Source organism: Clostridium sp. AT4, assembly GCF_001517625.2.
Lineage (GTDB): Bacteria > Bacillota > Clostridia > Lachnospirales > Lachnospiraceae > Enterocloster.
This window is the reverse complement of the sequence record NZ_LN999828.1, coordinates 890,200-913,411: the sequence shown is the minus strand read 5'-3', so window position 1 is coordinate 913,411 and position 23,212 is coordinate 890,200. Positions and strand designations below refer to the sequence as shown.

Here is a 23,212-nt window from a genome sequence, read left to right as displayed (position 1 = left end):
TTTGCAATTCCGGCCGTTTTTGATTTTCCCTTCCCCTGTTTCTTTTTCCCTTTCTTATATGTTTGATAAGTATAAATAATAAATATACCCTATTGTTATTTTATTTTAATATATGTTATGATATCAGAGTCAAACAAGAACACATCATGTTATGATACATACATGGATTCTTTACAGAAAGGAAGTAATCTCTATGGGCGGTTTTTTTGGAGTTGTTTCAAAACAGAGCTGTACGCTGGATCTGTTTTTTGGCGTAGATTATCATTCACATCTTGGAACCAGACGAGGGGGCATGGCTGTATATGAAAAAGGAAGGGGCTTTGCCAGATCCATTCACAATATTGAAAATTCCCCCTTCCGCACAAAGTTCGACAGCGATCTGGATGAGCTTACAGGCACGATGGGGATCGGATGTATCTCTGACAGCGATCCCCAGCCCCTGTTGATCCAGTCCCATCTGGGCAGTTATGCCATTACCACAGTAGGAAAGATCAACAATGAAGAGGAACTGATCCGATCCGCTTATGAAAACGGTCACATCCATTTTATGGAAATGAGCGGCGGGCGCATCAATGCTACGGAGCTGGTGGCTGCTTTGATCAATCAGAGACCTACCATCACAGAGGGGCTTCTCTATGCTCAGGAGCAGATCAAGGGCTCCATGAGTATTCTCCTTCTTACAGAAGACGGCCTTTACGCATCCAGAGACCGCCTTGGACGTACCCCCATTGTGATCGGTCGAAAAGAAGGCGCCTTCTGTGCATCCTTTGAAAGCTTTGCCTACATCAACTTAGGCTATACTGATTACCGGGAGCTGGGTCCGGGAGAGATCGTAAAAATCCATGCAGACGGCGTAGAAACCTTAAGCGCTCCTAGAGAAGAAATGAAGATCTGCTCCTTCCTCTGGGTTTACTACGGTTATCCCACCTCTACCTATGAAGGTGTGAATGTAGAAAAAATGCGCTATGAATGCGGAAAACGTTTAGCCCGCCGGGATGAAGCCCAGCCGGACATTGTGGCAGGTGTGCCTGATTCCGGTATCGCTCACGCCATTGGCTATGCCAATGAATCCGGCGTTCCCTTTGCCCGTCCCTTTATCAAATATACACCTACCTGGCCCAGATCCTTTATGCCTCAGAATCAGAGCCAGCGAAACCTGATTGCCAGAATGAAGCTGATCCCCGTAGATGCTCTGATCCGAGGAAACAAGCTTCTGCTGATTGACGATTCCATTGTCCGGGGTACACAATTAGGAGAAACCACAGAATTTCTCTACCAGAGCGGAGCAAAAGAGGTACATATCCGTCCTGCCTGCCCGCCGCTGCTCTTTGGCTGCCCGTATTTGAACTTTTCCCGTTCTACCTCTGAACTGGATCTGATCACCCGACGGATCATCCGCGACCGTGAGGGAGACAATGTATCTCAGGAGATCCTTGACAGCTATGCAGACCCTGACAGCCAAAATTATGCGGAAATGATCGAAGAAATCCGCAAACGGCTGAATTTTACCACACTCCGCTACCACCGTCTGGATGATCTGGTGGAATCTGTGGGAATCTCTCCCTGTAAGCTCTGTACCTATTGCTGGAACGGGAAGCATTGATTTTACCGCCGTATCGCAATATGATTTAAAATGATTTAAAACGCTCCCGTACACAGATCATGATATACGGGAGCGCTTTTATTTTTATATCTGTATGGATTTTGCTTTAAAACTGTGATAAAATCGGCCTGAATATACCAAATTCACAGAGCACAGCAGGAGGAAAGAGAATGGATCTTAAAAAACGGGCAGAGAAATTAAAAACAGATATTCCTGCTATATTTTTGGCGCTGAAAGACAAAGATACGCCGCTTCCCGCAAAGGTATTTGCCGGCCTTACCATAGCCTATGCTCTTTCCCCTGTGGATTTTCATACCTGATTTTATCCCGGTTCTGGGATATCTGGACGATGTGATACTGTTTCCTGCACTGGTATCATTGACGGTCAAATTCATTCCTGAGGATGTTCTGAAAAAAAATAGGAGAAATGCTGAGGGAATCTGGAGCGGCTGGAACGCCTGGAAATGGTATTATATGATTCCAGTTGTGGCAGTGTGGGGGATTATAATTGGGGTATTGGTGTTGTAAAATGAAGTGTAGCGATACTCCTTTTTCTCTTTTAGGATTATTGATTGGTTGCGTAGGATTTTTCTTTGTTTTTAGAAGTGCAAAGGAAAAATAGGACAATTAGAATTGACCGAGCTGAAAGCGAGGGATGCTTCTTGTCCGAAGGGCAAGAAGATGCGATGATAATATTATTCGTATCGGAGATAATGCTTTAATTGCGCCAAATCTACAAATATATACAGCATTTCAGCCGACAAATGCGTTTGACCGTTTTGGTGAGCCTAAAGAAGATGGTTCATTTGAATTTTGCAAAACACAAACTGCACCAGTGATTATTGGTAATAATGTATGGATTGGTGGCGGAGCTATTATCATGCCTGGTGTTACAATCGGAAATAGTATTGTCATTGGAGCAGGAAGTGTTGTGACAAAGGACATTCCTGATAATGTTATAGCTTATGGGAATCCCTGTAAAGTAGTAAGAGAGAATAAATAAACTTCCAGTTTATCAGTGAATTAAGCGAAACAGTAACCTGCACCGATTACAAAGACAAGATTTGAAAATTGATATGTCATATGCAGAAAAGCACTGAAAAAAGATCCCACATGGCTGCATTCCGGATTCGGACCGGACCCTTCCGGGCTACGAACCCGGAATGCAGCCATGTGGCGATCTGTTTCTATCTTAACATAATCGATACCTATTTACAATCGCTTCTCTCAGACCATTTTTTCCATATCTGCCACCAGGGCAAACTGTGTTCTGCAGCGGTCCAGATTGTGATTTTCACGGTGAATCTTCCTGCTCCTCCCAATCTCTTTCCGAATCCAATTTCCGTTTTTTATCCCCTTCTCACACCTGATACAGCAGCGCATTGCACAGCGCAGCCGCCACGTTGCTCCCACCTTTTCTTCCCCTGGCTACAATATAAGGCGTATGGGGAAGCGTCAAAATCAGTTCCTTTGAGGGAACCACATTTACAAATCCCACCGGAGCGCCGATGATAAGGGCGGGAGAAATCCTCCCCTCCTGCACCAGCTCATAGAGACGTACCAGAGCCGTAGGGGCATTTCCAATGACGAAGATACAGGGACGGGAATCATTTCCATAGAGCTCTGCCGCCTTTTCCATGCTGGCAACAGCCCTGGTGGAACCGGATGCGGCTGCCTGGGCTGCTACGGACTCATCTGCCATAAAGCACACTGCTTCTCCTCCAAGGTTCGCCAGCTTTTTCTTATTGATTCCCGACCAGGCCATATTTGTGTCCGTAATGATCACAGCCCCCTCCCGCAGTGCGTTCAGCCCCGCTTCCACGGCTCCTTCGGAAAATACCAGATTGTCCGCATAGTCAAAATCTGCCGTAGTATGGATCGCCCTGCGGATCAAAAGATCCTGCACCGGATCCAGGACCTTTCCCATGGCAGCCAGCTCATCCTGAATGATCTCAAAGCTTCTGTTCTCAATCTCAGCCGGAAGTATCTGCTCCAGCTGGATATGTCCTTTATGCATCTGATATTCTGTATTTCTTTTATCTTCCAAAAACCTCACTCCTTCCGGCCCTCAAGCCCTAAAACCTTATAAATCAATTCCATATTTAAAGCCTTTCTCAGTTCCCCGGCCAGCTTGTCATACTGGCGGTTTCGGTAGGCGTCATACTCTTCTTTCAGATTTGTTTCCAGCTTAATGCCCTTTTTCTCAGCCAGAGCATTTACCAGCGTATCCGCCACACCCGGAGCATCAAATATGCCATGGACATAAGCTCCGTAACAGTTTCCTCTGTTCCAGCCATCCGGCTGCACCTGTTTTGTATCCCCTTTAAAAAGATAGCACATGGGACGGCAGATTTCCGGCTCTTTCCTGTCCGGAACCAGTCTTGCGGTTCCGGCAGGCCCCTCCGGACATGCAATTTCCGTCCGCCCCATATGAATCTCATAACCAAATATGCATTTGCCGGACAAGGGCGCAAACACACCGTCCAGCTCTGCCAGCGAGCCCTCTGAGCGGGTACGGATTTTTTCTTTTTCAAAAACCGTCCGCAGAGGAAGAAGGCCCATAGCTTCAATCCGGCGGCATTCCCCGGATTCGGCTCCTTCCTCATCGATCACCTCTTCCCCCATCATCTGGTATCCTCCGCAGATTCCCCATACAGGTACATTCCGTCCGGCCAGTTTAAGAATGGCTCCTTCCAGACCATTCTGGCGCATCCACAAAAGATCGCTTATGGTATTTTTCGTTCCGGGAAGGATCACCAGATCCGGTGTGCCAAGCTCGGACACCTTCGTCACATACCGCACCGTCACGCCGGGAATCCTCACAAATACATCCAGATCTGTAAAATTGGAAATTTTAGGGAATCGGATGACCGCCAGATCCACCAGTCCCTTTTCCCTTTGACCAAGCTTTTCACTTAAGCTGTCCTCATCCTCAATATCTACATCCATATAAGGAACTACTCCCGCTACCAGGATACCGCAAAGCTCCTCCAGCTGCCGAATCCCCGGCTCTAAAATAGAGGAGTCTCCCCTGAATTTATTCACGATCAGGCCGCAGATCCGTTTTCTTTCACTTTCTTCCAAAAGAGCCACGGTTCCGTAAAGCTGCGCAAATACGCCGCCCCGGTCAATATCTCCTGCCAAAAGCACCGGAGCATCCACCATAGCAGCCAGACCCATATTTACAATATCATCCTTTTTTAAATTGATCTCTGCCGGACTTCCTGCTCCCTCTATGACAATGATATCATAATCCCCGCACAGACGGTTATAAGCCGCCAAAATCTCCGGAATCAGCTCTTTTTTATAGGCAAAGTAATCCTTCGCCCGCATATTCCCTCTGGAAATACCGTTTACGATCACCTGAGAGCCTATGTCTGTGGTGGGTTTTAAAAGGATGGGGTTCATATCTGCCCGCGGCTCTGTCCCAGCCGCCTCTGCCTGAACCGCCTGAGCCCGCCCCATTTCCAGACCATCTGCGGTGATATAGGAGTTAAGAGCCATATTTTGGGATTTAAAGGGAGCGACCCGGTAGCCGTCCTGGGCAAAAATCCGGCAGAGGCCGGCAGCCAAAAGGCTTTTTCCCGCATTGGACATGGTTCCCTGTATCATGATGCATTTTGCCATTATTCTTCTCCTTATAGCGTTTTGGGGTGAATCATCTTCCCACAGCCTCTGTAAGATATCGGAGGAAACAGTCATTTTCTTCCGCTGTCTTTACGCAGATCCGGTAATAAGAGCCGTCTAATCCGGGATAATTGCCGCAGTTTCTGATCAGCACGCCCCGGCGCAGCAGTCTGTCATAAAGGGAATCCCCTTCCTTCCAGACAGGATCTCTGAAAAAAATATAATTGGCCTGGGAGGGATAAACCTGAAAGCCAAGCTCTACAAGCTTCCCCTTCATCCGTTCCCGCTCCGGCCCAATGAGCCTTTTTGTAGCTTCCAGATAATCCCTTTCTTTAAGTGCTGCAATACCGGCCCTCTGAGCCGGTCCGGAAACAGACCAGGGCTGACGGACTGTTTCCAGGCGGATGTTTAATTCCTGATCTGCACAGAGGCTGTAGCCCAGCCGCAGCCCGGCCATGGCATAAATTTTGGTAAATGCCTTTAAGACAATCACATGATCCAGATCCTTTAATTTAGGGATTACTGAATATGCCTCAGGCTCATCCAGAAAATCACAGAAGCATTCATCCACAGCCAGCCAGGTTCCTGTCTCTTTGCACACCACTCCGATTTCTTCCACTATTTCTTTTTTTACAGGAAGGCCCGTAGGGTTATTGGGATTGCATAAAAACAGGATATCGTATGGCTGTTTCTCTGCCCTGGCGCGAAACAGCGCTTCCTTCAACCTGAATGGGTCCAGCGAAAAGTCCTCATCTTCCCTCAGCATAAATGAGTCTGTTTCACACCCCCACAGATGAAGGGCCTGGCTGTATTCCAGAAAAGAGGGCGCTAAAAGCAGCGCGTGCCTGGGCCTTAAGGCTGCCACCAGTGCAAAAATCAGATCGGCCGCCCCGTTTCCGCAGCTAATCCACTCCTTTGGAACATGATGTATTTCTGATAAAGCCATTTTTAAGCTTCGGCAGGCGCTGTCCGGATAAATGCAGCATACATTTTCCTCCACGCAGCAAAGCAGCTCTCTCTTTACCCCTTCCGGAAGACCCAGAGGGTTAATGTTTGCAGAATAATCCATTTTTATGGGGCGGCTGTAGATATCGCCCCCATGAGTATAAGGAATTTCCATAAGCTCTCCTAGAGTAACAAAAGTAATATCACAAGGCCTGCCATCAAAAGTCCCTGAGCTCCAAACATAAGGCTGCAGACTCCTTTGATGTCGTCTGGACGGATAGGCCGGTCATCATCGCCGATATAAGGCTTTTTATAAAGAGTTCCAAAGTACCAGGCGTCCCCGGCCAGACGCAGATGAAGAGCTCCGGCACAGGCCGCCTCTCCCTGGGCGGAATTGGGGCTGGCATGGTTAAAACGGTCCCGTTTAAAGATTCTCCAGGCATTTTTCCCATCCATTCCCGGAAGAAGCCAGGCGGCGGCGGTAAGGAGCATCCCGGAAAGGCGGGCTGGAAGCCAGTTTACAGCGTCATCCAGCTTTGCCGCCGCCCTTCCGAACAAAAGGTACGTTTCATTTTTATATCCCACCATGGAATCCATGGTATTGACTGCTTTATAGAAAAATCCTCCTGCCGGGCCAAATACCGCCATAAAGAAAAAAGGCGCAATCACTCCGTCCGAAGTATTTTCTGCCACCGTCTCCACCGCCGCTCTGGCGATTCCGTCCCGGTCAAGAACCGCTGTATCCCTTCCTACGATCATGGATACGGCTTTTCTGGCTTTTTCTATATCCCCTTCTTTCAGAGCCGAACAGACCTTCATGCTCTCAGTCTGTAAGCTTCGGGCCGCCAGAAGCTGTCCGCAAAAAAAGCTTTCCAGAACAAACAAGCAGATATAGATCCAGTGTCTCTGAATGCCAAAGGACAGAAGACCTCTGTATATCCCCAAAAAGCCCAGTACAGGAATCAGAGTCCAGAACAGGCACATGAAGCCAGCAAGCACCCCTCCTGCAAGCAAAAGATGCTCAGGAAACAAGCGCCGAAGCCTCGCTTCAAGCGCGCTTATCATATTTCCCATAAACCGGACCGAGTGAAACAGCCAGTAGGGATCTCCCATCAGCCAGTCTAAAATACAGCCTGCAATGAGAGCCATGCTGTGAAATTTCCATAGGTGGAACAAACTCATTTCTTAACATTCCTCTTTCTGTTCATCGTTATTTCAGCCTCTGTCCCAGGCCGCAGGCCACGCGCCATACCTGCTCAGACCGGGCAGCCAAAAGACAGCAGATCCGCCCGGTTTCCTCCCTGTATTCCCTTTCAAAGGGATCTAAGGGTACAATGCCAAGGCCGATCTCATCTGTTACCAGAACACGGCCGGGACAGGCTTTAAAAAGACGTTCCGTCAACGCCTCCCGATCCGGCAGCCGGCAGCCGTTTCGTTTTTCCATAGTGCCGTACACCCAGTCGGGTGCATTTAAAGAAGGCTCTCCCAACAGCAGCCTGCGGATAAAAAGATGGAATTCGCAGACATAGGGGCTGTCCAAACACTCATCAAAACTGGTCTGCCCCCCTCGGATCCAGAGTCCTGAGATTTCTGATGGTTCTCCTTCCCCAGAAGCTATGTTTTTCTCCCAAAAGGCCCGTTTTCCCTGAGCCCGTCCTCCTGTAATCAGGATCATTTTCTCATCCTCCCACATTATTTGAAACCCAGCCGGCGAGAACCAGTGCTGCGATCAGACAGACCAGCTCTCCTGCCTGAAGGTAAAACCCGGCCAGATCTCCCGTAATCCCTCCAAACTGCTTTTTGCTCCACCGGTAAAACCAGACAAACAGGATCAAAAGCAGTACAAAAAATACGGCTGCTGCCAAAAGCCAGCTTAAACCTCCCAAAAGCCAGGACACTGCACCTGTGGCTAACGGCCACAGCATCATTCCCATACGGTCTGTTTTCTTCTCTGCAGCCTGTGCAAAAGAGGCTGCCAGGCCGTCTTTTTTGGCAGAAGGAAAGGAAAGCACCGACAGGCCGCTGAAGGCCCGCTCCATGGTCATAAAAAGCACAGGGAGCAGCCGTGCGCTTCCCTCTGCCCTTGCTGCAAATTCACAGGAGGCTCCGGCATAAAGGAGCATATATGCAAACGTATAGATAACCGCAAAAGCCCCCAGATGGGGGTCCTTTAAAATTTCCAGCTTTTTTTCCCGATCCCCATAGGAGCACACTCCGTCCATGGTATCCAGAAAGCCGTCCATATGAATCCCTCCCGTGATAAGCACAGGAAGAGCCGCCGCCCACAGGCCGGTCATAGCAGGAGACAAACGAAAGACCTCCTCTGCCAGCCACAGCCACAGCGCCAGAAACAGGCCCTGGATCAGACCCACTAGAGGAAAAAAGCATAATGCATGCTTCATCCGCTCCTTCGTCCATTGGATCTGGGGCATAGGAATCCTGGAATACATGGAAATTGCTATGATACAGGAATACAGAAGCTTCATTTTCCCTTCTCTCCTTTCAGGACAACCGGAATCCCATAAACCACCTCAACTACTTCACTGGCCCTTTCAGCCAGCAGGCAGTTAAGCCGCCCCATAAGGCGGATATACTCCATGGTTTCCGGCGTATAGTCCTCCCCATCTGCTCCCACCTCATTTGTGATAACCGCCAGAAAATCAGCCTGGGAATCCAGATAAAGAATATCGTCAAAGAGCCCTTCTGCCAGTTCCTCTGTATCCGGCTGTATGCCCTCCTTTTCAAACATGGCGTTGGCAACCAGATTGGACACGCACTCTAAAATGACAGCCTTTTTTCCTTCTCCTTTTAAGCTTAGTCCGGACAGGCCTCTGGGCCTTTCAAGGGTCACAAAGCCTTTTCCGGCTCTGAGAGCCCTGTGGCGTTCTACCTTCCTGCGCCCCTCTTCCCCGTAAACCTCCATGCAGGCCACATAGAAGCGAAGGGGCATCTGCTCCTCCATCACCCTATATTCCCCATATTCGGATTTTCCGCTGCCGCTGCCCCCTGTGATCAGGATCATTCTTCCTCTTCCTTTCCAAAACGGCGGTACTGCTCCACATGGATTTCCTCAAATGACTCCATCTGTCCGTACACAGCTGCAGCCATGTCAAGAAGGGGAAACAGCGCCACGGCTCCCGTTCCCTCTCCCAGACACATTTCTCCGTGGATCGCAGCCTTTAAGCTCAGCGCCTCTAAGGCCATAGCTCCCGCAGGCTCTGCGGATACGTGAGAAGCCAGCAGATAATCCCTTACCGTCGGAGAAAGCTTCACAGCCGCCAGAGCAGCCGCAGCCGTAATCAATCCGTCCAGCACCACCGGGATCCGATAACAGGCACAGCCGATATAAAAACCGGCCAGAGCAGCCAGATCAAGGCCGCCAACCTTGGAAAGCACGTCGATAGCGTCCTCCGGATCCGGATGGCAAAGCATGATTCCCTCACGAATGACACGGATTTTCCGGTTCAGCGCCTCATCCGAAAGTCCTGCCCCCCGGCCAGTCACCTCTTCCGGCTCCTTTCCCAAAAGGACAGAAAGGACAGCGCTGGACGTAGTTGTATTTCCAATTCCCATTTCACCGCAGCCTGCCAGCCGGCAGCCCTTTTCTTTTAGAATCCCTGCCGCTTCCATCCCTGTTTCCATGGCTTTTACCGTTTCCTCCCGCGTCATGGCAGGCTCTTTCAGGAAATTCCGGGTTCCATAGCGTATTTTCCGGTTTAAAATCCCCGTTCCTTCCATATCTGAGGCAATTCCCACATCCACAGGAAGTACCTTTGCCCCTGCTTTCGCAGCCATCAAACAGACGCAGGAGGCCCCTCTTGCCATATTTGCCGCTACTACGGCTGTTACCTCCTGTCCGGTCTGGGTAACGCCTTCCTCCACAATGCCGTTGTCTGCGCACATGACGGCAATCCACTTCTGATCCAGACAGACCGCCTCGCTGTTCTGAGCCCCGGCAATGCGTACCAGATCCTCTTCCAGGATCCCCAAGCTGTTTAAGGGCTTTGCCACCTGGTCCCAGCGAAGCCGGGCCGCCTTCTTTGTCTCACTGCTTACCGGACGTATCTGCTGCAGCGCTTTTTTTAGCGTCATTTTTCCTTCTGTATTTTGTATCATTCTTCTGCCTCATCTCTTTTCCGTTTGTATCTTACACAGGCTTTGGCAAAACGGACGGCAAAAGCCGGGCAGGAGGGGTAAAATAAATGAGGAAAACCGGCCATCACCTGATTCTTTATGCGTATACAGGGCCAGCTTCTGTTTCCTACCGGCTTTTTTGCTCTCATTACCCATTCTTCTTCCAAAACCTCGCAATCCCAGTAATGAAATTCATGACCCCTGATCTGTTCTCCCGGCTTTAAATACAGGCTGTCTTTTTCCGCTTCCACTCCAATGTAGCCAAAACGGCTATTTTTCCCCTTTTTATATCCTTTTCCCTTCAAAACGCCTGTCATGGGCCAGATCCGTCCATCTTCCGCCTCCAGCTCCTCCAAAAGATACAGATATCCTCCGCACTCTCCCAGAACAGGAAGCCCCCCTTCTGCCGCCTTTTTCACAGCTTCCCGCATGGACTCATTCAGCGAAAGCGCCTCGCAGTAAAGCTCCGGATACCCGCCTCCTAAGATCAGGCCGTCCAGCTGTTCGGGAAGGCTCCTGTCATGAATGGGGCTAAAGTATACCAGTTCTCCTCCCAGACGCTCTAAAAGCCGCAGATTATCCTGATAATAAAAGCAGAATGCCTCGTCCATGGCAATTCCCAGACGGAAGCTGAAAGCCGCTGTACAGGAAGCTTCTGTGTTTTCTTCCTCTAAAGCATCCCTTTCTTCTTTTTCTGCTCCCAGTTCTGCCAGAAATTCCCAGTCTATCATTTCCTCCAGACATTTTCCAAGGCGGTTCATCTGCTCTCTTAATCCGGCAATTTCCTCTGGCAGCACCAGTCCCAGATGACGGCTTCCCACCTTGAGAAAATCCAGCTCCGGCACAAAACCGGCTGCCCGGATGCCGGTTTCCCGTTCCACCAACTCCCGGATCCTTGGATAGAGCATAGGGGACATTCTGTTAAAGATCACAGCCTTTATCTGGCTTCCCATGGATCGTTCAAACTCCAGAAAGCCCTTTATAAGTGCAGCCAGCGATACGCTGGCTCCTCTGGCATCAACCACCAGCACTGCCGGAAGATCCAGTATGTGAGCCACCTCCCAGGAGCTGGCTCTTGTGGTGCTTCCTCCAAGGCCGTCAAAATATCCCATGACCCCTTCCACCACCGGCAGATGGCCTTTAGACAGACGGCTGTATTTATCCCGAAGTTCCTCCGGAGCCTCAAAATAGCTGTCCAGGTTCATTCCTTCCAGCTCTAGCACCTGTTTGTGAAACAGTCCGTCAATATAATCCGGTCCGCATTTGCAGGCCAGGGGATTTAAGCCCTTTCTTTTAAAAAGCTCCAAAATCCCGCAGGTAATCATGGTTTTCCCGCTGCCGCTGGAGGCTGCTGTTATCATAAATCCTGCCACTGAAGCTCCTCCCCATCCTCTGCCGGATGCTGCATCACCGCAATATACACAGGATTCTGAGCCTTTGGCATATGGTAGCTTCCCACCTGCTCCACTGCAGATGCCTGAATCTGAAGAATCTCTCCTTCTTTAAAGCCATACTTTTTCATACATTCCAAAATTTCCGTCACCGTTTCCAGAGAAATTGCGTTTGCCACGATCCGCACCTTTGGATTCATCTGCAAAAGCACCTCTATCATCTCCTTCATGCGTCCCCCGCTCCCGCCGATAAACGCATGGGTAGGCGTCTCCAATCCCTGAAGGGCCTCAGGAGCTTCCCCGGCTACGATATGAAACCCGGACCAGTCACCGTGAAATTTTCTCCTGTTAGCGTCAATCAGCTCCAGTGCACCCGGCTCCCGCTCAATAGCATATACCCGGCCTTCTCCGCACTGCCTCCGGATGGCCAGTCCCATTTCTACAGAAACAGAACCCGTTCCAGCACCGATATCAAAACAGACCGCATCTGCGCCAATACGAAGCGTTTCTAATGACAGACGCCGTACGCTTTCCTTTGTCATGGGCGTCTTGCCCCGGATAAAATCAGAATCCCTGGGATGAAGTTCAGGATAGATCCGTGCTTCCACTGCATGAGGATTTTCCACGATCGCACAGGCCAGGCTGCCAAAGGGATGTACTTCTTCCTCCATGAGGATTTCTGCCGGTTTCCGTTTCCAGAGGATCCGTTCCTCTCTATATGAGAGTTTTTCTCCTGCCCAAAGATCCACATGACCCAGACCGCTGCTCACAAGGCTGCGGCAAAGCTCTGAAAGCCCCCCTTCTCCTCCCAGGAGGACAAAGCAGGTTTTATGGTTTCTCACCCAGGCCGGAATATCGCACTCCCGTCCATGGCTGCTTACCGGATATACATCCTGCCAGCTTCGGCCGATTCTGGCGCAGAAATAGGAAAGACTGGAAATTCCCGGAATATATTCCACATCCCAGCCTTCCCGTATAAAGGCCTTGGAAGCAGCCTCTGCCCCGCTGTAAAAGCCCGTGTCGCCGGAAAGCACCAGAGCGGCCTCCGTCCATGAAAAGGAACCAAGCCACTGAACCATCTCGCTGGGCTTATAGGCTGTAAGCACCGGCTTCCCCTGTATATACGGCTCTACGGAACCTAACATCCTGCCTGCTCCCATGACAGCCTCTGCTCCCTCCAGGCGGTCAATGGCCTGCCCGGTAAGCTGATCCTCACCGCCCATTCCAATGCCGATCAGATAGACCACAGGACGTTCCTGTCTGTATGTTTCATCCTCTCTCATGAGTTTTTCCACTCCTTTACTTCTCTTATAACCGCTTCCAGGCTTATCCCCTGATCGAAAGGGCGCCGGATCACCAAAACCTCTGCTCCCGCTTCCTGGGCGCCTTTTAATTTTTCTTCAAAGCCGCCCGTCTTTCCTCCATCCTTTGTAACCAGAAAACGGCAGTTATATTCTCTCAGATGGGCCCGGTTCATTTCCGCAGAAAACGGACCCTGCATGGCGATAATATGGCGGCCCTCATACCCCTGCATCCTGCAGCCGCGGATGGAATCCTCCAAAGGCAGGACGCGGACATAGACCCTTTTCCTGAAATCCGGGATCTGTGAAAAAGCCTCCAGATCCTTGCTTCCTGTGGTAAGAAGGATATTTCCCTCCTGCCCGGACAGCCAGGAGACTGCCTCTTTAACCGAAGCCATCTCACGAACAGGGGCGGCAGCTTCCGATTCCCCTTCTTCTCTGAGACACCGGAGAAGCTTCACATTCGGAACATGACTGCAGGCTTTGCGGATATTCGCTGTGGCCTGATCTGCATACGGATGAGTGGCATCAATGACAAGGGAAGCATTCTCTCTCCTGATCAGCGCTTCCATTTCTTCCTCATCCAGCCGGCCGGCCCTGATTTTCAGGCTGTCTTTTACCCCTGTTCCATCCCTGTTCCTTAATGAACACACCCGTTCCATTTCTTCCTTAAGAAGCTCTTTTCCATATTCCGTCGCAGCGCACACGACTCCCGAAATTCCTTCTTCTGCCAGTTTTCCTGCCAGAATCCTTCCCTCAGTAGTTCCTGCAAAGAGGATCAGTTTCCTGTTTTTACCCATCTCCTCATGCGTCCTTTCCAGAGAAATATTTTCGTTCATAGCCTCTGGGCGTTACCATGTGTCCGCCGATCTGTTTTGTGGAAGAATTGCCGATATAAACGGTGGTAAACATATCCGCCTCTGCCTCCATAAGCTCTTTTAAGGTCAGGATCTCCGTTTCTTCTCCTTCCCGTCCGATGCGCTTTGCCAGGCCGCAGATCGTCTGAGGAGAACGGTATTTTAAAATCCGCTCACAGGCCTGGCGCAGATAATCCGGCCGCCCCTTGCTGCGGGGATTATAAAGGCAGATCACAAAATCTGCGGCGGCTGCCTTCTCAACCCGCTCCCAGATGGTTTCAATAGGGGTCAGCCGGTCGCTTAAGCTGATGACGGCAAAGTCATGCATCAGAGGCGCTCCCAGGGCAGCTGCACCGGAGCAGGCAGCCGTCACTCCCGGCACTACACAGATTTCCACCTGAGGCGTTTCCTCTGCCAGCTCAAGCAAAAGACCTGCCATGCCGTATACACCGCCGTCTCCGCTGCAGATCATCGCTGTATCCTTTCCCTCAAGGCAGCAGGCGATTGCCATGCGGCAGCGCTCCTCTTCTCTTGTCATGGGAGTGGTCAGATACTCCTTTTGGGGAAATTCATCCCGCACCAGGTCTGCATATACAGTATATCCGGCAATCACCTGGCATCGCTCCAGAGCCTGCCTGGCCTCTCCTGTCATCCCTTTTGCAGAGCCGGGGCCGATCCCCACCACATATAAGCGGCCTGTTCTGCCTTCCTTTTGCCTTAAATCCCCTGTTTTTTCATCTTCCGCCTTCCCGCAGGCCTCTCCCATCTCCGGGTTCTGCGCCTTCCGGTACTCTGTTTCAAAGCACGGATCATACAGCTTAGACCGCTCATAGTCCTTCTGTCCGACTGCCTCTCCTACGATGATCAGCGCTGTCTTTGTAATACCTTCAGCTTCTGCCGCCTCTGCCAGATTCTTCACCTCACAGCGCACGATCTTTTCCTCCGGCCAGGTAGCCTTATACACAATGGCAGCAGGCGTATCTGCCGGATATCCTCCCTTTATCAGCTCTGCAGACAGTTCCCTTAGCATCCCTGCGCTTAAAAACAGAACCATAGATGTCTGGTGGGCCGCAAAGGAAGCAATGCTTTCCCGATCCGGCACCGGCGTTCTTCCCGCCATCCGGGTGATGATCACGCTCTGGGAAATCCCCGGAAGCGTATATTCCATCCCCAAAGAGGATGCTGCTCCGCAGAAGGAACTAACGCCGGGGCAGATTTCATAGGGGATTTTCTCCTTATCCATGGCGTCCATCTGCTCTCTGATCGCCCCATAGATGCAGGGATCCCCTGTATGAAGGCGCAGGATCTCCTTTTTTTCCTTCCAGGCCCTTTTTATCACCGCCATCACCTCTTCTAAGGTCATGCGGGCGCTGTCGTAAACTTCAGCTCCTTCTTTTGCCAGCTCCAGCAGTTCCTTATTTACAAGGGAACCTGCATAAATGATCACATCCGCTTCCTTTAAAAGTCTGGCTCCTCTCACGGTGATCAGGTCTGTGGCCCCTGGGCCTGCTCCAACAATATGTACCATACTGCATCCTTTCATTCAAATATTATTCTGTCTCAAATTCCTTTAAAAGCGCCTCTGCCCCCGATGTCATTCCCAGTATTCCCCGTTCGTTGGTAAATATGATGCACTCTGCCTGAAGGCGTTCTCCGGCTCTCTTTTTCAGATGAAATTCCACTCGTTCCATCACCCTGGACATCACCGCTTCCAAAAGTCCCGGCGTTTCGTCCAAAACAAAAAGGGCCTGTTCCACCGTCACTGCCTCCAGGATCCGGCAGATCCGCTCGGAAGACGCGCCCAATGCTCCCCCCCAGGCTCCAAGCACTTCCATACGTCCGTCTGCCGCGGAGGAATGGGTATTCATCACCCCGGCTGCAAGCTTAATGAGTTTTCCTCCATGTCCCACCAAAAGAACCTGGCGCAGCTTTTCCTGAACCGCCAGATCCAGGGTATCTCCGATAAAATTGCTGCACTTGACCGCCTGATCCAGCTCAATCCCCAGGTGATCTCTTAAAAATGCAGTCCCGTAATTGCCCGGCGTAAGAATCAGGCGTTCACAGCCTGCCAGCCGTTTCTGCCGCAGCTCCAGCCCTATGGTTTCAAGGAGGGCCCTCTCACTCATGGGTTCTACCATCCCGCTGGTGCCCAAAATGGAAATACCTCCCAAAATCCCCAGTCTGGGATTAAAGGTTTTCTCTGCCTGCTCTTTTCCGCCCGGAACCGAGACAGAAAGCTTAATACACCCCTGAAAACCGGATTCCCGGCAGGCTCTTTCTGCCTGATGAAAAATCATGGATCTGGGAACCGGATTGATGGCAGGCTTTCCCACCGGACAGTTAAGTCCCGGCTTTGTAACAACGCCTACGCCTTCTCCTGCCATAAGCTCAATCCGAACGCCTTCCCGCTCAAACACATATCCATTCTCCGGCTCTCCCTCTGCGCTTCCTGTTCCATATTCTGCACGGGAGTACACAAGCATTCCGTTCGTCACATCCGGATCATCCCCTCCATCCTTGCGCACCGCACAGGAAACCCAGTTTTCCCCCATCTGAATATCCTCAATCTCCAGCTCCAGACGGACCCCTTTTGGCGTTGTAAGGCTTACCAGTTCCGTTTCCTTCCTCCCGAGCAGCATGAGAACAGCGGCTAGAGAAGCCGCCGCCGCACAGGTCCCTGTGGTATAGCCCCACCTTAATTTTTTCTGGTTTCTGTATGTAAAAATCTGTTCCATCGTTCACCCGTTTTTTTCATTCTGCCAAAAAGTATACCATATGGCATTTCATTGCACAATGAAAAAATACGGCCTAGCACTACCGTTCTCCAAATCCCTTTTCACACAAAATCACATCTAAAGCCTTACACGCGGCTGCCACGGCCGTTCCCTCTCCCGTCCTTTTTTTCAAAATCAGCCTTCCGCCACCAGCGCAGGCCGCCCGTTCGCATACATTTCCGATCCCTACCGTCTCTCTCACAAATTCTGATTCTTTAAAATCTCCCTGCACCAGAGCCAGTTCCTCTGCGGTATAAAAGCAAAGCTCCAGTCCCCGCTCCTTTGCCAGCTGTAAAATCGCCGGCTCCTCCTTTTTCCGGTCAACGGAAGCCAGCCTCTTTACCGCCTCAGGTGCAATTTTCGCCTCCTTCAGGCATGCATCTACCCGTTCTTTCAGAACCGGAAAAGGAATCCCCTTTCGGCAGCCAACGCCTAACGTCACTGCCCGCGGTACCAGACGCAGCACCTTGATCCCCTGAGGCATTTCCTTTGGCAGCCGGTCTTTTATGGTAATCCAGATGGTATACTCCTGCCAGTAAGGCGCACAGCCCTCCGGTACTCCATCTGTGGGGAAATCGCTTATAAACCCAACGGTTTTCCCCTCCAGGATCCGGGCAGAAATTTCTCTTGCCATCTTCCGGTCCGTCAAAACCAGCCCGTTTCCTGCCGCAAAGAGATCCACTGCAAAGAGTCCGTTTCGGTCCGTAGCCGTAGTGATCACCGGCACTGCGCCAAGAAATGCTGCCAGCTCACAGGCCAGCTCATTGGCTCCTCCCACATGACCGGATAACAGAGGGATCACAAATCGGGCCGTTTCATCGATCACAATTACCGGAGGATCCGCAAACTTGTCCCGGATCCACGGAGCCGCCGCCCGTACGGCAATCCCCGCAGCGCCTATAAAGATCATAGCATTTTTCTCCGAAAACTGCCGGCCGCTCCACTGGGTCAGGTTTTCCTTTCCCCGGCTCTTCATCCCATCTGCCTTCCAGTCCTGCTCTAAAAACCGCTCCGGCACACAGGCCTCACAGTTCACTCCCTGTGCTTTAAAATATGTATACAGGCGCCTACCGATCAAAGCGCCCTTCTTTGTAAAACAGATAACTGCAAGCTTCATCCTCTATCTCCTGTCCTTTCTCCGGCCGCCGCCTTCGCCTAGATCTCATCCTAAGTATAGCGGATGAAGCCCCTTCTTTCAACTATCCTTTTCCTTGCCTGCAGCTTCCTTCATCTGGCGTCTGCGCTTTGTCATCATTCCTCCGATGCGTCCGCTTTCCTTGGATGTCAGGCTCCGCCAGCCTTGTTCCAACACCTTCGCATCCAGTCCCAGCTCCTGTGCAATTTCAAATTTCAGCTGCTCCTGCGGGCTCATATGCTCCGGGTCAAAGTTTTTTTTATGCGTGCTTTTCTCCATGCTGCCAAACTCCTTTCCTTCCCTTTATCTATAGACAAAAGGGATTCATTAAGGAAAAGTCTATCCATATTTTTACAATATATTCCGATTTTTCTTGCTTTTTGAACTTTTGTATATTATACTGAAAGTGAAGAAAATATATCGTTTCATAATGAAAAGCGAAAATTTTTTTCACCGCAATTCAGAAAGCGGCCGGCCATAGCAGCCGGAAGAAGGGGTTACTTTGAATATTGCAATCGTTGATGACTGCGCTCAGGATAGCTGTCATTTATCGCAGCTCCTTGGCGCTTACTGCTCTGCCTGTTCTCTGGCCTTACAGGTATCGACTTTCACTCGTGCGGCGGATTTTCTCAGATCATGGAAATCCGGCGTTTTTGATTTAATCTTCATTGATATCTTTCTGGACAAAGATTCCGACACAGCATCCGGCATCCGTCTGGCAGAACACATCCGCCGTGAAGATACCGGTTGTACCATTATCTTTACCACAGTAAGCCCGGACTTTGCATTAAAAAGCTATTCTTTAAAGGCACTGGACTATCTGGTAAAGCCCATTTCCACAGCGGATTTTTCTCAGACCATGGATTATTACCTTTCCATGAAGACGAAGCGCTCTTCCCATTATATTGAGGTAAAGGAAAGCCGGGTCATGGTAAAAATTCCCATTGATACAATTTTATACACCGATTACTTTAATCACTACATACAGATCCATCTGGCTGACCGGATCGTAAAGACCTATATGCGGTTTGAGGACTTTTCGAAACTTTTGCTGTGTTACCCACAGTTTATCAGCTGCTATCGCAACTGTATCATTAACCTGGACAAGGTGGTTCGTCTGGAAAAAACCTCTTTTGTCCTTACGTCCGGTGAACATCTGCCTATTACCAGAAGCCTCAGGCTCCAGATTCATCAGCAATATGCGGATTATCAATTCCGGAAGATAAATGGAGGTATTGAATGAACCTTTTAAATCTTCAGCTTTCCGCACTGCTGGTGTTGGATCCTCTCTCAGTGATCCTTCCATTTTTATGGATCTTTCGTTTAGAATGGCGTTATGATGCCCACAGAATCGCAGGTATCCTTTTCGGATATCTGTTTATCATCTGTGGGCTGTTTCTTTTTTTCCTGCGCCTGCTTCCCGGCTTTTCCAGACACGGCCTGATCTGGTCTCTGCTTCTTATGGCATTTTCACTGTCTTTATGCCTCCTTCTTACAAAGGTAAAAATACAGGCAGCTGCCTATACGCTCTTCCTCTTTAAAAATGTTTCCGACTCCGCTTCCCTGCTGTCCCGCTTTCTCACCGTTTTAATCACCTCTCACAATCCCTCTATCCCGCATACCGCCTGTGTCCGTTCTCTGGAACTGCTTCTGATTCCCGCCGCAGTCCTCATCATCACAGCCGTCATTGGAACACGGCTGAGACAGGCTGTTTATTATACCCGTTTTCTTCCGGTATGGAGAAGAATGCTTTTGATCCCCGCCTTTTTCTTTCTCATGTACTATATGGATATGGGGCTTATCTATATGCCGGAGCTTCGCCCTGATGATTATAACTACAATGTTCTCCTCATTACCCTTTTCTGGCTGATCTGTGTATATACCGTGCACATCACTACCCTGCAGATCCTCTTTCTCATCACTCAGAGCTTTGCTCTGAAGGAGGAATACCGAACCATGAAGGTAGTGTCCGATGCTCTGACCTCCCAAACGGCCAATCTTCAGATCAACTTAGAGCAGCTGTTAAAGGCACGGCATGATTTCCGCCACCATCTGGCGATCCTAAAAGGGCTGTTGGGACAGAAGGAGTACACGGCTGCATCCGATTATCTGGAAAGCTACCTGGGCAGCCAGGAAAGCTGCGATACATATACCTACTGCTCCAACGCTCCGGTCAATGCACTGTTAAATTATTATCTCCAGACAGCCAGAGAACACTCGGTCAATGTAACTGCCAATGTGTGCCTTCCTGCTGCTCTCCCTATGCCGGACATGGACTTTTGCACCATCTTGGGAAACCTGCTCTCCAATGCCCTGGAGGCCTGTCTGAGACAGGAGGGAGGAATACCGGCTATCTCAGTCACTATAAACTCTGTAGGCCAGTCCATGATCACCCTGTCCATCCGCAACTCCTATTCCCATGAAATAAAAGAACAGGACGGCCAGTTTATCTCCTCCAAGCGGGACGGGATCGGCATTGGCACCTCTTCGGTGCGCTACCTCACAGAGCGGTATCACGGCTTTCTCAATTTCAGCCATGGAAACGGCATTTTTGAGGCTTCTGTTTTTTTAAATCCATCCATGGACCGCGCAGCACCTTAAAATACATCGAAAATTTTCTGCTGTGCATACGCCGCTAGGCGCACCATACTACAACAAGGCCCCGCGGAAAATCCGCAGGGCCTTATTATTTCATGCCTTATTGGCTGTTAGTTGGAATAGGAATCGATGTCTACATCAGCAACATCCTCATTCTGAGGAGCTGCAAGGAGAGCCTTTACGCTTAAGCTGATCTTGTGATCGTCCTCGTTGAAATCAACGACCTTAGCCTCAATCTCCTGTCCGATCTTTAATACATCAGATGGCTTCTCGATATGCTCTCTGGAAATTTGGGAAACATGAAGCAGCGCGTCTACGCCTGGCTCTAACTCAACGAATGCGCCAAAATCAGTCATACGTGCTACGCGGCCTGTTACCACATTGCCTGCTGCATACTTCTCAGCAGCCTGTGCCCATGGATTTGCCTCCGGGAACTTTAAGCTTAATGCGATCTTCTCGCCCTGGATATCCTTGATCAGAACAGTTACCCGATCACCGGACTTGAATACCTTCTTAGGATTCTCTACACGGCCCCAGCTCATCTCAGAGATGTGAAGCAGGCCGTCAGCGCCGCCCAGATCGATAAATGCACCAAAGTCTGTTACGTTCTTTACAGTACCCTCAACCTTATCACCTGGCTGGATACGTGCAAATAACTCTTCCTTCAGCTTTGCCTTCTCAGCAACTAAAAGCTGCTTTCTGTCGCCGATGATACGTCTTCTCTTTGGATTAAACTCTGTGATCACGAACTGGATGTCCTGATCTGCGTACTTGGACAGATCCTTCTCATAAGTATCAGATACAAGGCTGGCTGGAATAAATACTCTTGCGCCCTCAACCTCAACGCTTAATCCGCCGTCTAATACCTGAGTAACCTTGGAAGTTAAAACCTCCTGATTTTCAAATGCCTCCTCCAGACGCTTGTTGCCTCTGTCGGCTGCCATACGCTTGAAAGATAAGGAAACCATGCCTACGCCGTCATTTAACTTGATAACCTTAGCTTCCATCTCTTCACCAATCTGTACTTTTGTAGTCAGATCCACACTGTTATCGTTGCTGTACTCGTCGCGGGTGATAACGCCCTCGGACTTGTTGCCCGCGATGCTCAGAATAATCTCATCTTTGCTCACTTCGATGACCTGACCGGTGACTATCTCTCCTGTACGTATTGGTTTGGTTGATTCTTCCTCTTCCTTTAATAACTCTGCAAAACTCTGCTCTGCCATTCTGGTATGAACCTCCTCAATAATCTTTTTTGGGGTGGATGCCCCAGCTGTAATACCTACGCTGCGCACAGAAGATACACTGTCAGGATCTAAATCGCCGAGTGTCTGAATGTAAAAGGTGTTCTTACATTCCTTGAGACAGATTTCGTAAAGCTTCTGGGTGTTGGAAGAATGCCTGCCGCCAATAACGATCATGGCGTCCACCCGAGAGGCGATCTTCGCTGCCTCCACTTGTCTTTCCTGTGTTGCATTGCAAATCGTATTTAAAACACTACTATCATAACCCTTTTTTAAAATTTTTTCAACTAAATCTTGAAATTTGTTGTAATTAAATGTCGTCTGAGACACTACGCACAGCTTTTTCCCCTCCGGAACCACATAATTTTGCGCTTCCGCCTCATTCTCAATCACTGTGGTGTATGTATTGCCCCAGCCTCTTATACCCTCCACCTCCGGATGAAAAGGACTTCCTATGATAACAACCGCATCCCCAGCCGCCGCATGCTCATCTACAATGCGGTGGATCTTCTTTACAAAGGGACAGGTGGCGTCTGCGATCCGGATCCCGCGCTCTTTTAAAATATCATAGATATGGCGGCTGACGCCGTGGGAACGGATAATAACTGTCCCCTTTCCCTCAGGAAGAGCTTTTAAATCCTCCTCTGTGTCCAGAACGGTTACGCCCTTTTCCTCTAAGTCCCGTACCACTTCTTCATTGTGGATAATGGGACCGTAGGTATAAATGGGGCCTTCTGCCTTTCCCTCTTTCACTGCCTTAATCTGTTCATATACCTGATTTACCGCCCGCTCTACACCAAAGCAAAACCCGGCCGTCTTTGCCACGGTGACCGTACGGCCCTCCGGAATTTCAAAAGAAGCAGCCCCTTTTACCTGCGCATTCATCTGTCCTCCCCCTTATTTCCAAGAGCACTGACAGCTGCGCTGCAGCCCTTCTCTGCCGCAATAACAAAGATAGCCCGTACCACCTCATCCAGAGTCATATCTGAGCTGTCAAGCAAAACCGCATCCTCTGCCTGCATAAGCGGAGAATGCTCTCTGTGCATATCCTGATAATCCCGGCTTTCGATATCCCGCTCAATCTCCCTTAAATCAGCGTCAATGCCCTTCTCTGTCAGCTCCTTATAACGTCTCTCGGCCCGTACCTTTACAGATGCAGTCAGATAAATCTTAGCCGGAGCATCGGGAAGCACACAGGTTCCGATATCCCTTCCGTCCATAACAACATTTTCCCGCTTTGCAAGCTCCTTTTGAAGCTCCACCAGCTTTTCTCTCACAGGAAGATAGCCAGAGGTGGCGGAAGCCGTCTTTCCCACCTCCTCGGCGCGGATCAGGCCGGAAACATTTTCCCCATTTAAAAGAACCTGCTGGACGCCGTCTTTATAGGCGATCGTTACATTTACATTTCTGCAGGCTGCGCTGACTGCCGCCTCATCCTGAGGATCGATGCCTTCTCTTAAAATATGCAGCGCTATGGTGCGGTACATGGCCCCGGTGTCAACGTATACAAAACCCAGGCGTTTTGCAGCCAGCTTTGCGATGGTACTTTTTCCTGCTCCCGCAGGTCCGTCAATTGCAATATTAAAGTGTTCCATTGTTTCCT

At 50.0% G+C, this 23,212-nt stretch carries 20 protein-coding genes and 3 pseudogenes; 5 read left to right on the top strand and 18 right to left on the bottom strand.

Annotated elements, in window-relative coordinates; translation table 11 throughout:
• Positions 1 to 193 precede the first annotated feature (193 nt).
• The 3 genes and pseudogenes from BN3656_RS10520 to BN3656_RS10510 all read left to right on the top strand — a co-directional run.
• The gene (locus BN3656_RS10520; protein ID WP_066547676.1) at positions 194 to 1,603 is read left to right on the top strand and encodes an amidophosphoribosyltransferase; all 1,410 of its coding nucleotides are present in this window, start codon (positions 194 to 196) and stop codon (positions 1,601 to 1,603) included.
• Between the two features lie 170 nt (positions 1,604 to 1,773).
• Positions 1,774 to 1,923, top strand: a complete 150-nt coding sequence (locus BN3656_RS17120) for a hypothetical protein (RefSeq protein ID WP_331467881.1) — start codon at positions 1,774 to 1,776, stop codon at positions 1,921 to 1,923.
• A gap of 365 nt (positions 1,924 to 2,288) precedes the next feature.
• Positions 2,289 to 2,606: pseudogene (locus BN3656_RS10510) on the top strand (DapH/DapD/GlmU-related protein); the annotation flags it as partial.
• A gap of 357 nt (positions 2,607 to 2,963) precedes the next feature.
• Here the strand turns inward: BN3656_RS10510 and BN3656_RS10505 are convergent.
• The 16 genes and pseudogenes from BN3656_RS10505 to BN3656_RS10435 all read right to left on the bottom strand — a co-directional run bounded on the left by BN3656_RS10505 (position 2,964) and on the right by BN3656_RS10435 (position 18,046).
• Positions 2,964 to 3,620 carry a precorrin-8X methylmutase gene (locus tag BN3656_RS10505; protein WP_066550733.1) on the bottom strand — a complete coding sequence of 219 codons (657 nt, stop codon included), beginning with the start codon at positions 3,618 to 3,620 and terminating at the stop codon, positions 2,964 to 2,966.
• A 35-nt stretch (positions 3,621 to 3,655) separates the two neighbouring features.
• Positions 3,656 to 5,230: a cobyric acid synthase gene (locus BN3656_RS10500; protein WP_066547675.1), complete on the bottom strand. Its 1,575-nt coding sequence runs from the start codon at positions 5,228 to 5,230 to the stop codon at positions 3,656 to 3,658.
• 31 nt (positions 5,231 to 5,261) lie between these two features.
• Positions 5,262 to 6,350 carry a threonine-phosphate decarboxylase gene (locus BN3656_RS10495; protein ID WP_347460982.1) on the bottom strand — a complete coding sequence of 363 codons (1,089 nt, stop codon included), beginning with the start codon at positions 6,348 to 6,350 and terminating at the stop codon, positions 5,262 to 5,264.
• Between the two features lie 8 nt (positions 6,351 to 6,358).
• Positions 6,359 to 7,357, bottom strand: coding sequence for an adenosylcobinamide-phosphate synthase CbiB (gene cbiB, locus BN3656_RS10490; protein ID WP_066547673.1), 999 nt, complete (start codon positions 7,355 to 7,357; stop codon positions 6,359 to 6,361).
• Positions 7,358 to 7,385: 28 nt separating this feature from the next.
• A complete protein-coding gene (locus BN3656_RS10485) occupies positions 7,386 to 7,850 on the bottom strand; it encodes a bifunctional adenosylcobinamide kinase/adenosylcobinamide-phosphate guanylyltransferase (protein WP_066547671.1) in 465 nt (154 codons plus the stop codon).
• A gap of 4 nt (positions 7,851 to 7,854) precedes the next feature.
• Positions 7,855 to 8,661 carry an adenosylcobinamide-GDP ribazoletransferase gene (locus BN3656_RS10480; RefSeq protein WP_066547668.1) on the bottom strand — a complete coding sequence of 269 codons (807 nt, stop codon included), beginning with the start codon at positions 8,659 to 8,661 and terminating at the stop codon, positions 7,855 to 7,857.
• The gene (locus tag BN3656_RS10475; protein ID WP_066547666.1) at positions 8,658 to 9,197 is read right to left on the bottom strand and encodes a bifunctional adenosylcobinamide kinase/adenosylcobinamide-phosphate guanylyltransferase; all 540 of its coding nucleotides are present in this window, start codon (positions 9,195 to 9,197) and stop codon (positions 8,658 to 8,660) included. The genes BN3656_RS10480 and BN3656_RS10475 overlap by 4 nt, the downstream gene beginning before the upstream one ends.
• The gene (gene cobT / locus BN3656_RS10470; protein ID WP_347460978.1) at positions 9,194 to 10,291 is read right to left on the bottom strand and encodes a nicotinate-nucleotide--dimethylbenzimidazole phosphoribosyltransferase; all 1,098 of its coding nucleotides are present in this window, start codon (positions 10,289 to 10,291) and stop codon (positions 9,194 to 9,196) included. Before cobT ends, BN3656_RS10475 begins: the two co-directional genes overlap by 4 nt.
• Positions 10,288 to 11,682 (bottom strand): cobyrinate a,c-diamide synthase, encoded by a 1,395-nt coding sequence (locus tag BN3656_RS10465; protein WP_066547664.1) that lies wholly within the window; start codon positions 11,680 to 11,682, stop codon positions 10,288 to 10,290. Before BN3656_RS10465 ends, cobT begins: the two co-directional genes overlap by 4 nt.
• On the bottom strand, positions 11,667 to 12,983 hold the full coding sequence (locus BN3656_RS10460; RefSeq protein ID WP_066547662.1) for a bifunctional cobalt-precorrin-7 (C(5))-methyltransferase/cobalt-precorrin-6B (C(15))-methyltransferase: 1,317 nt from the start codon (positions 12,981 to 12,983) through the stop codon (positions 11,667 to 11,669). Before BN3656_RS10460 ends, BN3656_RS10465 begins: the two co-directional genes overlap by 16 nt.
• Positions 12,980 to 13,801, bottom strand: a complete 822-nt coding sequence (gene cobK / locus BN3656_RS10455; RefSeq protein WP_066550718.1) for a precorrin-6A reductase — start codon at positions 13,799 to 13,801, stop codon at positions 12,980 to 12,982. Before cobK ends, BN3656_RS10460 begins: the two co-directional genes overlap by 4 nt.
• Before the next feature lie 4 nt (positions 13,802 to 13,805).
• Positions 13,806 to 14,540: pseudogene (gene cobJ / locus BN3656_RS17115) on the bottom strand (precorrin-3B C(17)-methyltransferase); the annotation flags it as partial.
• 99 nt (positions 14,541 to 14,639) lie between these two features.
• A pseudogene (cobM, locus tag BN3656_RS17110) lies at positions 14,640 to 15,386 on the bottom strand (precorrin-4 C(11)-methyltransferase); the annotation flags it as partial.
• Positions 15,387 to 15,408: 22 nt separating this feature from the next.
• Positions 15,409 to 16,593 (bottom strand): cobalt-precorrin-5B (C(1))-methyltransferase CbiD, encoded by a 1,185-nt coding sequence (gene cbiD, locus BN3656_RS10445; RefSeq protein ID WP_066547657.1) that lies wholly within the window; start codon positions 16,591 to 16,593, stop codon positions 15,409 to 15,411.
• A gap of 79 nt (positions 16,594 to 16,672) precedes the next feature.
• Complete coding sequence (locus tag BN3656_RS10440; RefSeq protein ID WP_066547654.1) at positions 16,673 to 17,749, bottom strand: cobalt-precorrin 5A hydrolase; 1,077 nt, start codon at positions 17,747 to 17,749, stop codon at positions 16,673 to 16,675.
• Between the two features lie 78 nt (positions 17,750 to 17,827).
• A complete protein-coding gene (locus tag BN3656_RS10435) occupies positions 17,828 to 18,046 on the bottom strand; it encodes a small, acid-soluble spore protein, alpha/beta type (protein ID WP_066547651.1) in 219 nt (72 codons plus the stop codon).
• Between the two features lie 223 nt (positions 18,047 to 18,269).
• Between BN3656_RS10435 and BN3656_RS10430 the strand changes: the two genes are divergently transcribed.
• Both BN3656_RS10430 and BN3656_RS10425 read left to right on the top strand, forming a co-directional pair.
• Entirely contained in the window at positions 18,270 to 19,010 is a 741-nt protein-coding gene (locus BN3656_RS10430) for a LytTR family DNA-binding domain-containing protein (protein ID WP_066547648.1), read from the top strand.
• Complete coding sequence (locus BN3656_RS10425) at positions 19,007 to 20,368, top strand: ATP-binding protein (RefSeq protein ID WP_066547643.1); 1,362 nt, start codon at positions 19,007 to 19,009, stop codon at positions 20,366 to 20,368. The genes BN3656_RS10430 and BN3656_RS10425 overlap by 4 nt, the downstream gene beginning before the upstream one ends.
• A 107-nt stretch (positions 20,369 to 20,475) precedes the next feature.
• Here the strand turns inward: BN3656_RS10425 and BN3656_RS10420 are convergent, their stop codons facing one another.
• The gene (locus BN3656_RS10420; RefSeq protein WP_066547632.1) at positions 20,476 to 22,494 is read right to left on the bottom strand and encodes a bifunctional 4-hydroxy-3-methylbut-2-enyl diphosphate reductase/30S ribosomal protein S1; all 2,019 of its coding nucleotides are present in this window, start codon (positions 22,492 to 22,494) and stop codon (positions 20,476 to 20,478) included.
• Positions 22,491 to 23,204, bottom strand: a complete 714-nt coding sequence (cmk, locus tag BN3656_RS10415; protein WP_066547630.1) for a (d)CMP kinase — start codon at positions 23,202 to 23,204, stop codon at positions 22,491 to 22,493. Before cmk ends, BN3656_RS10420 begins: the two co-directional genes overlap by 4 nt.
• Between the last annotated feature and the right edge of the window lie 8 nt (positions 23,205 to 23,212).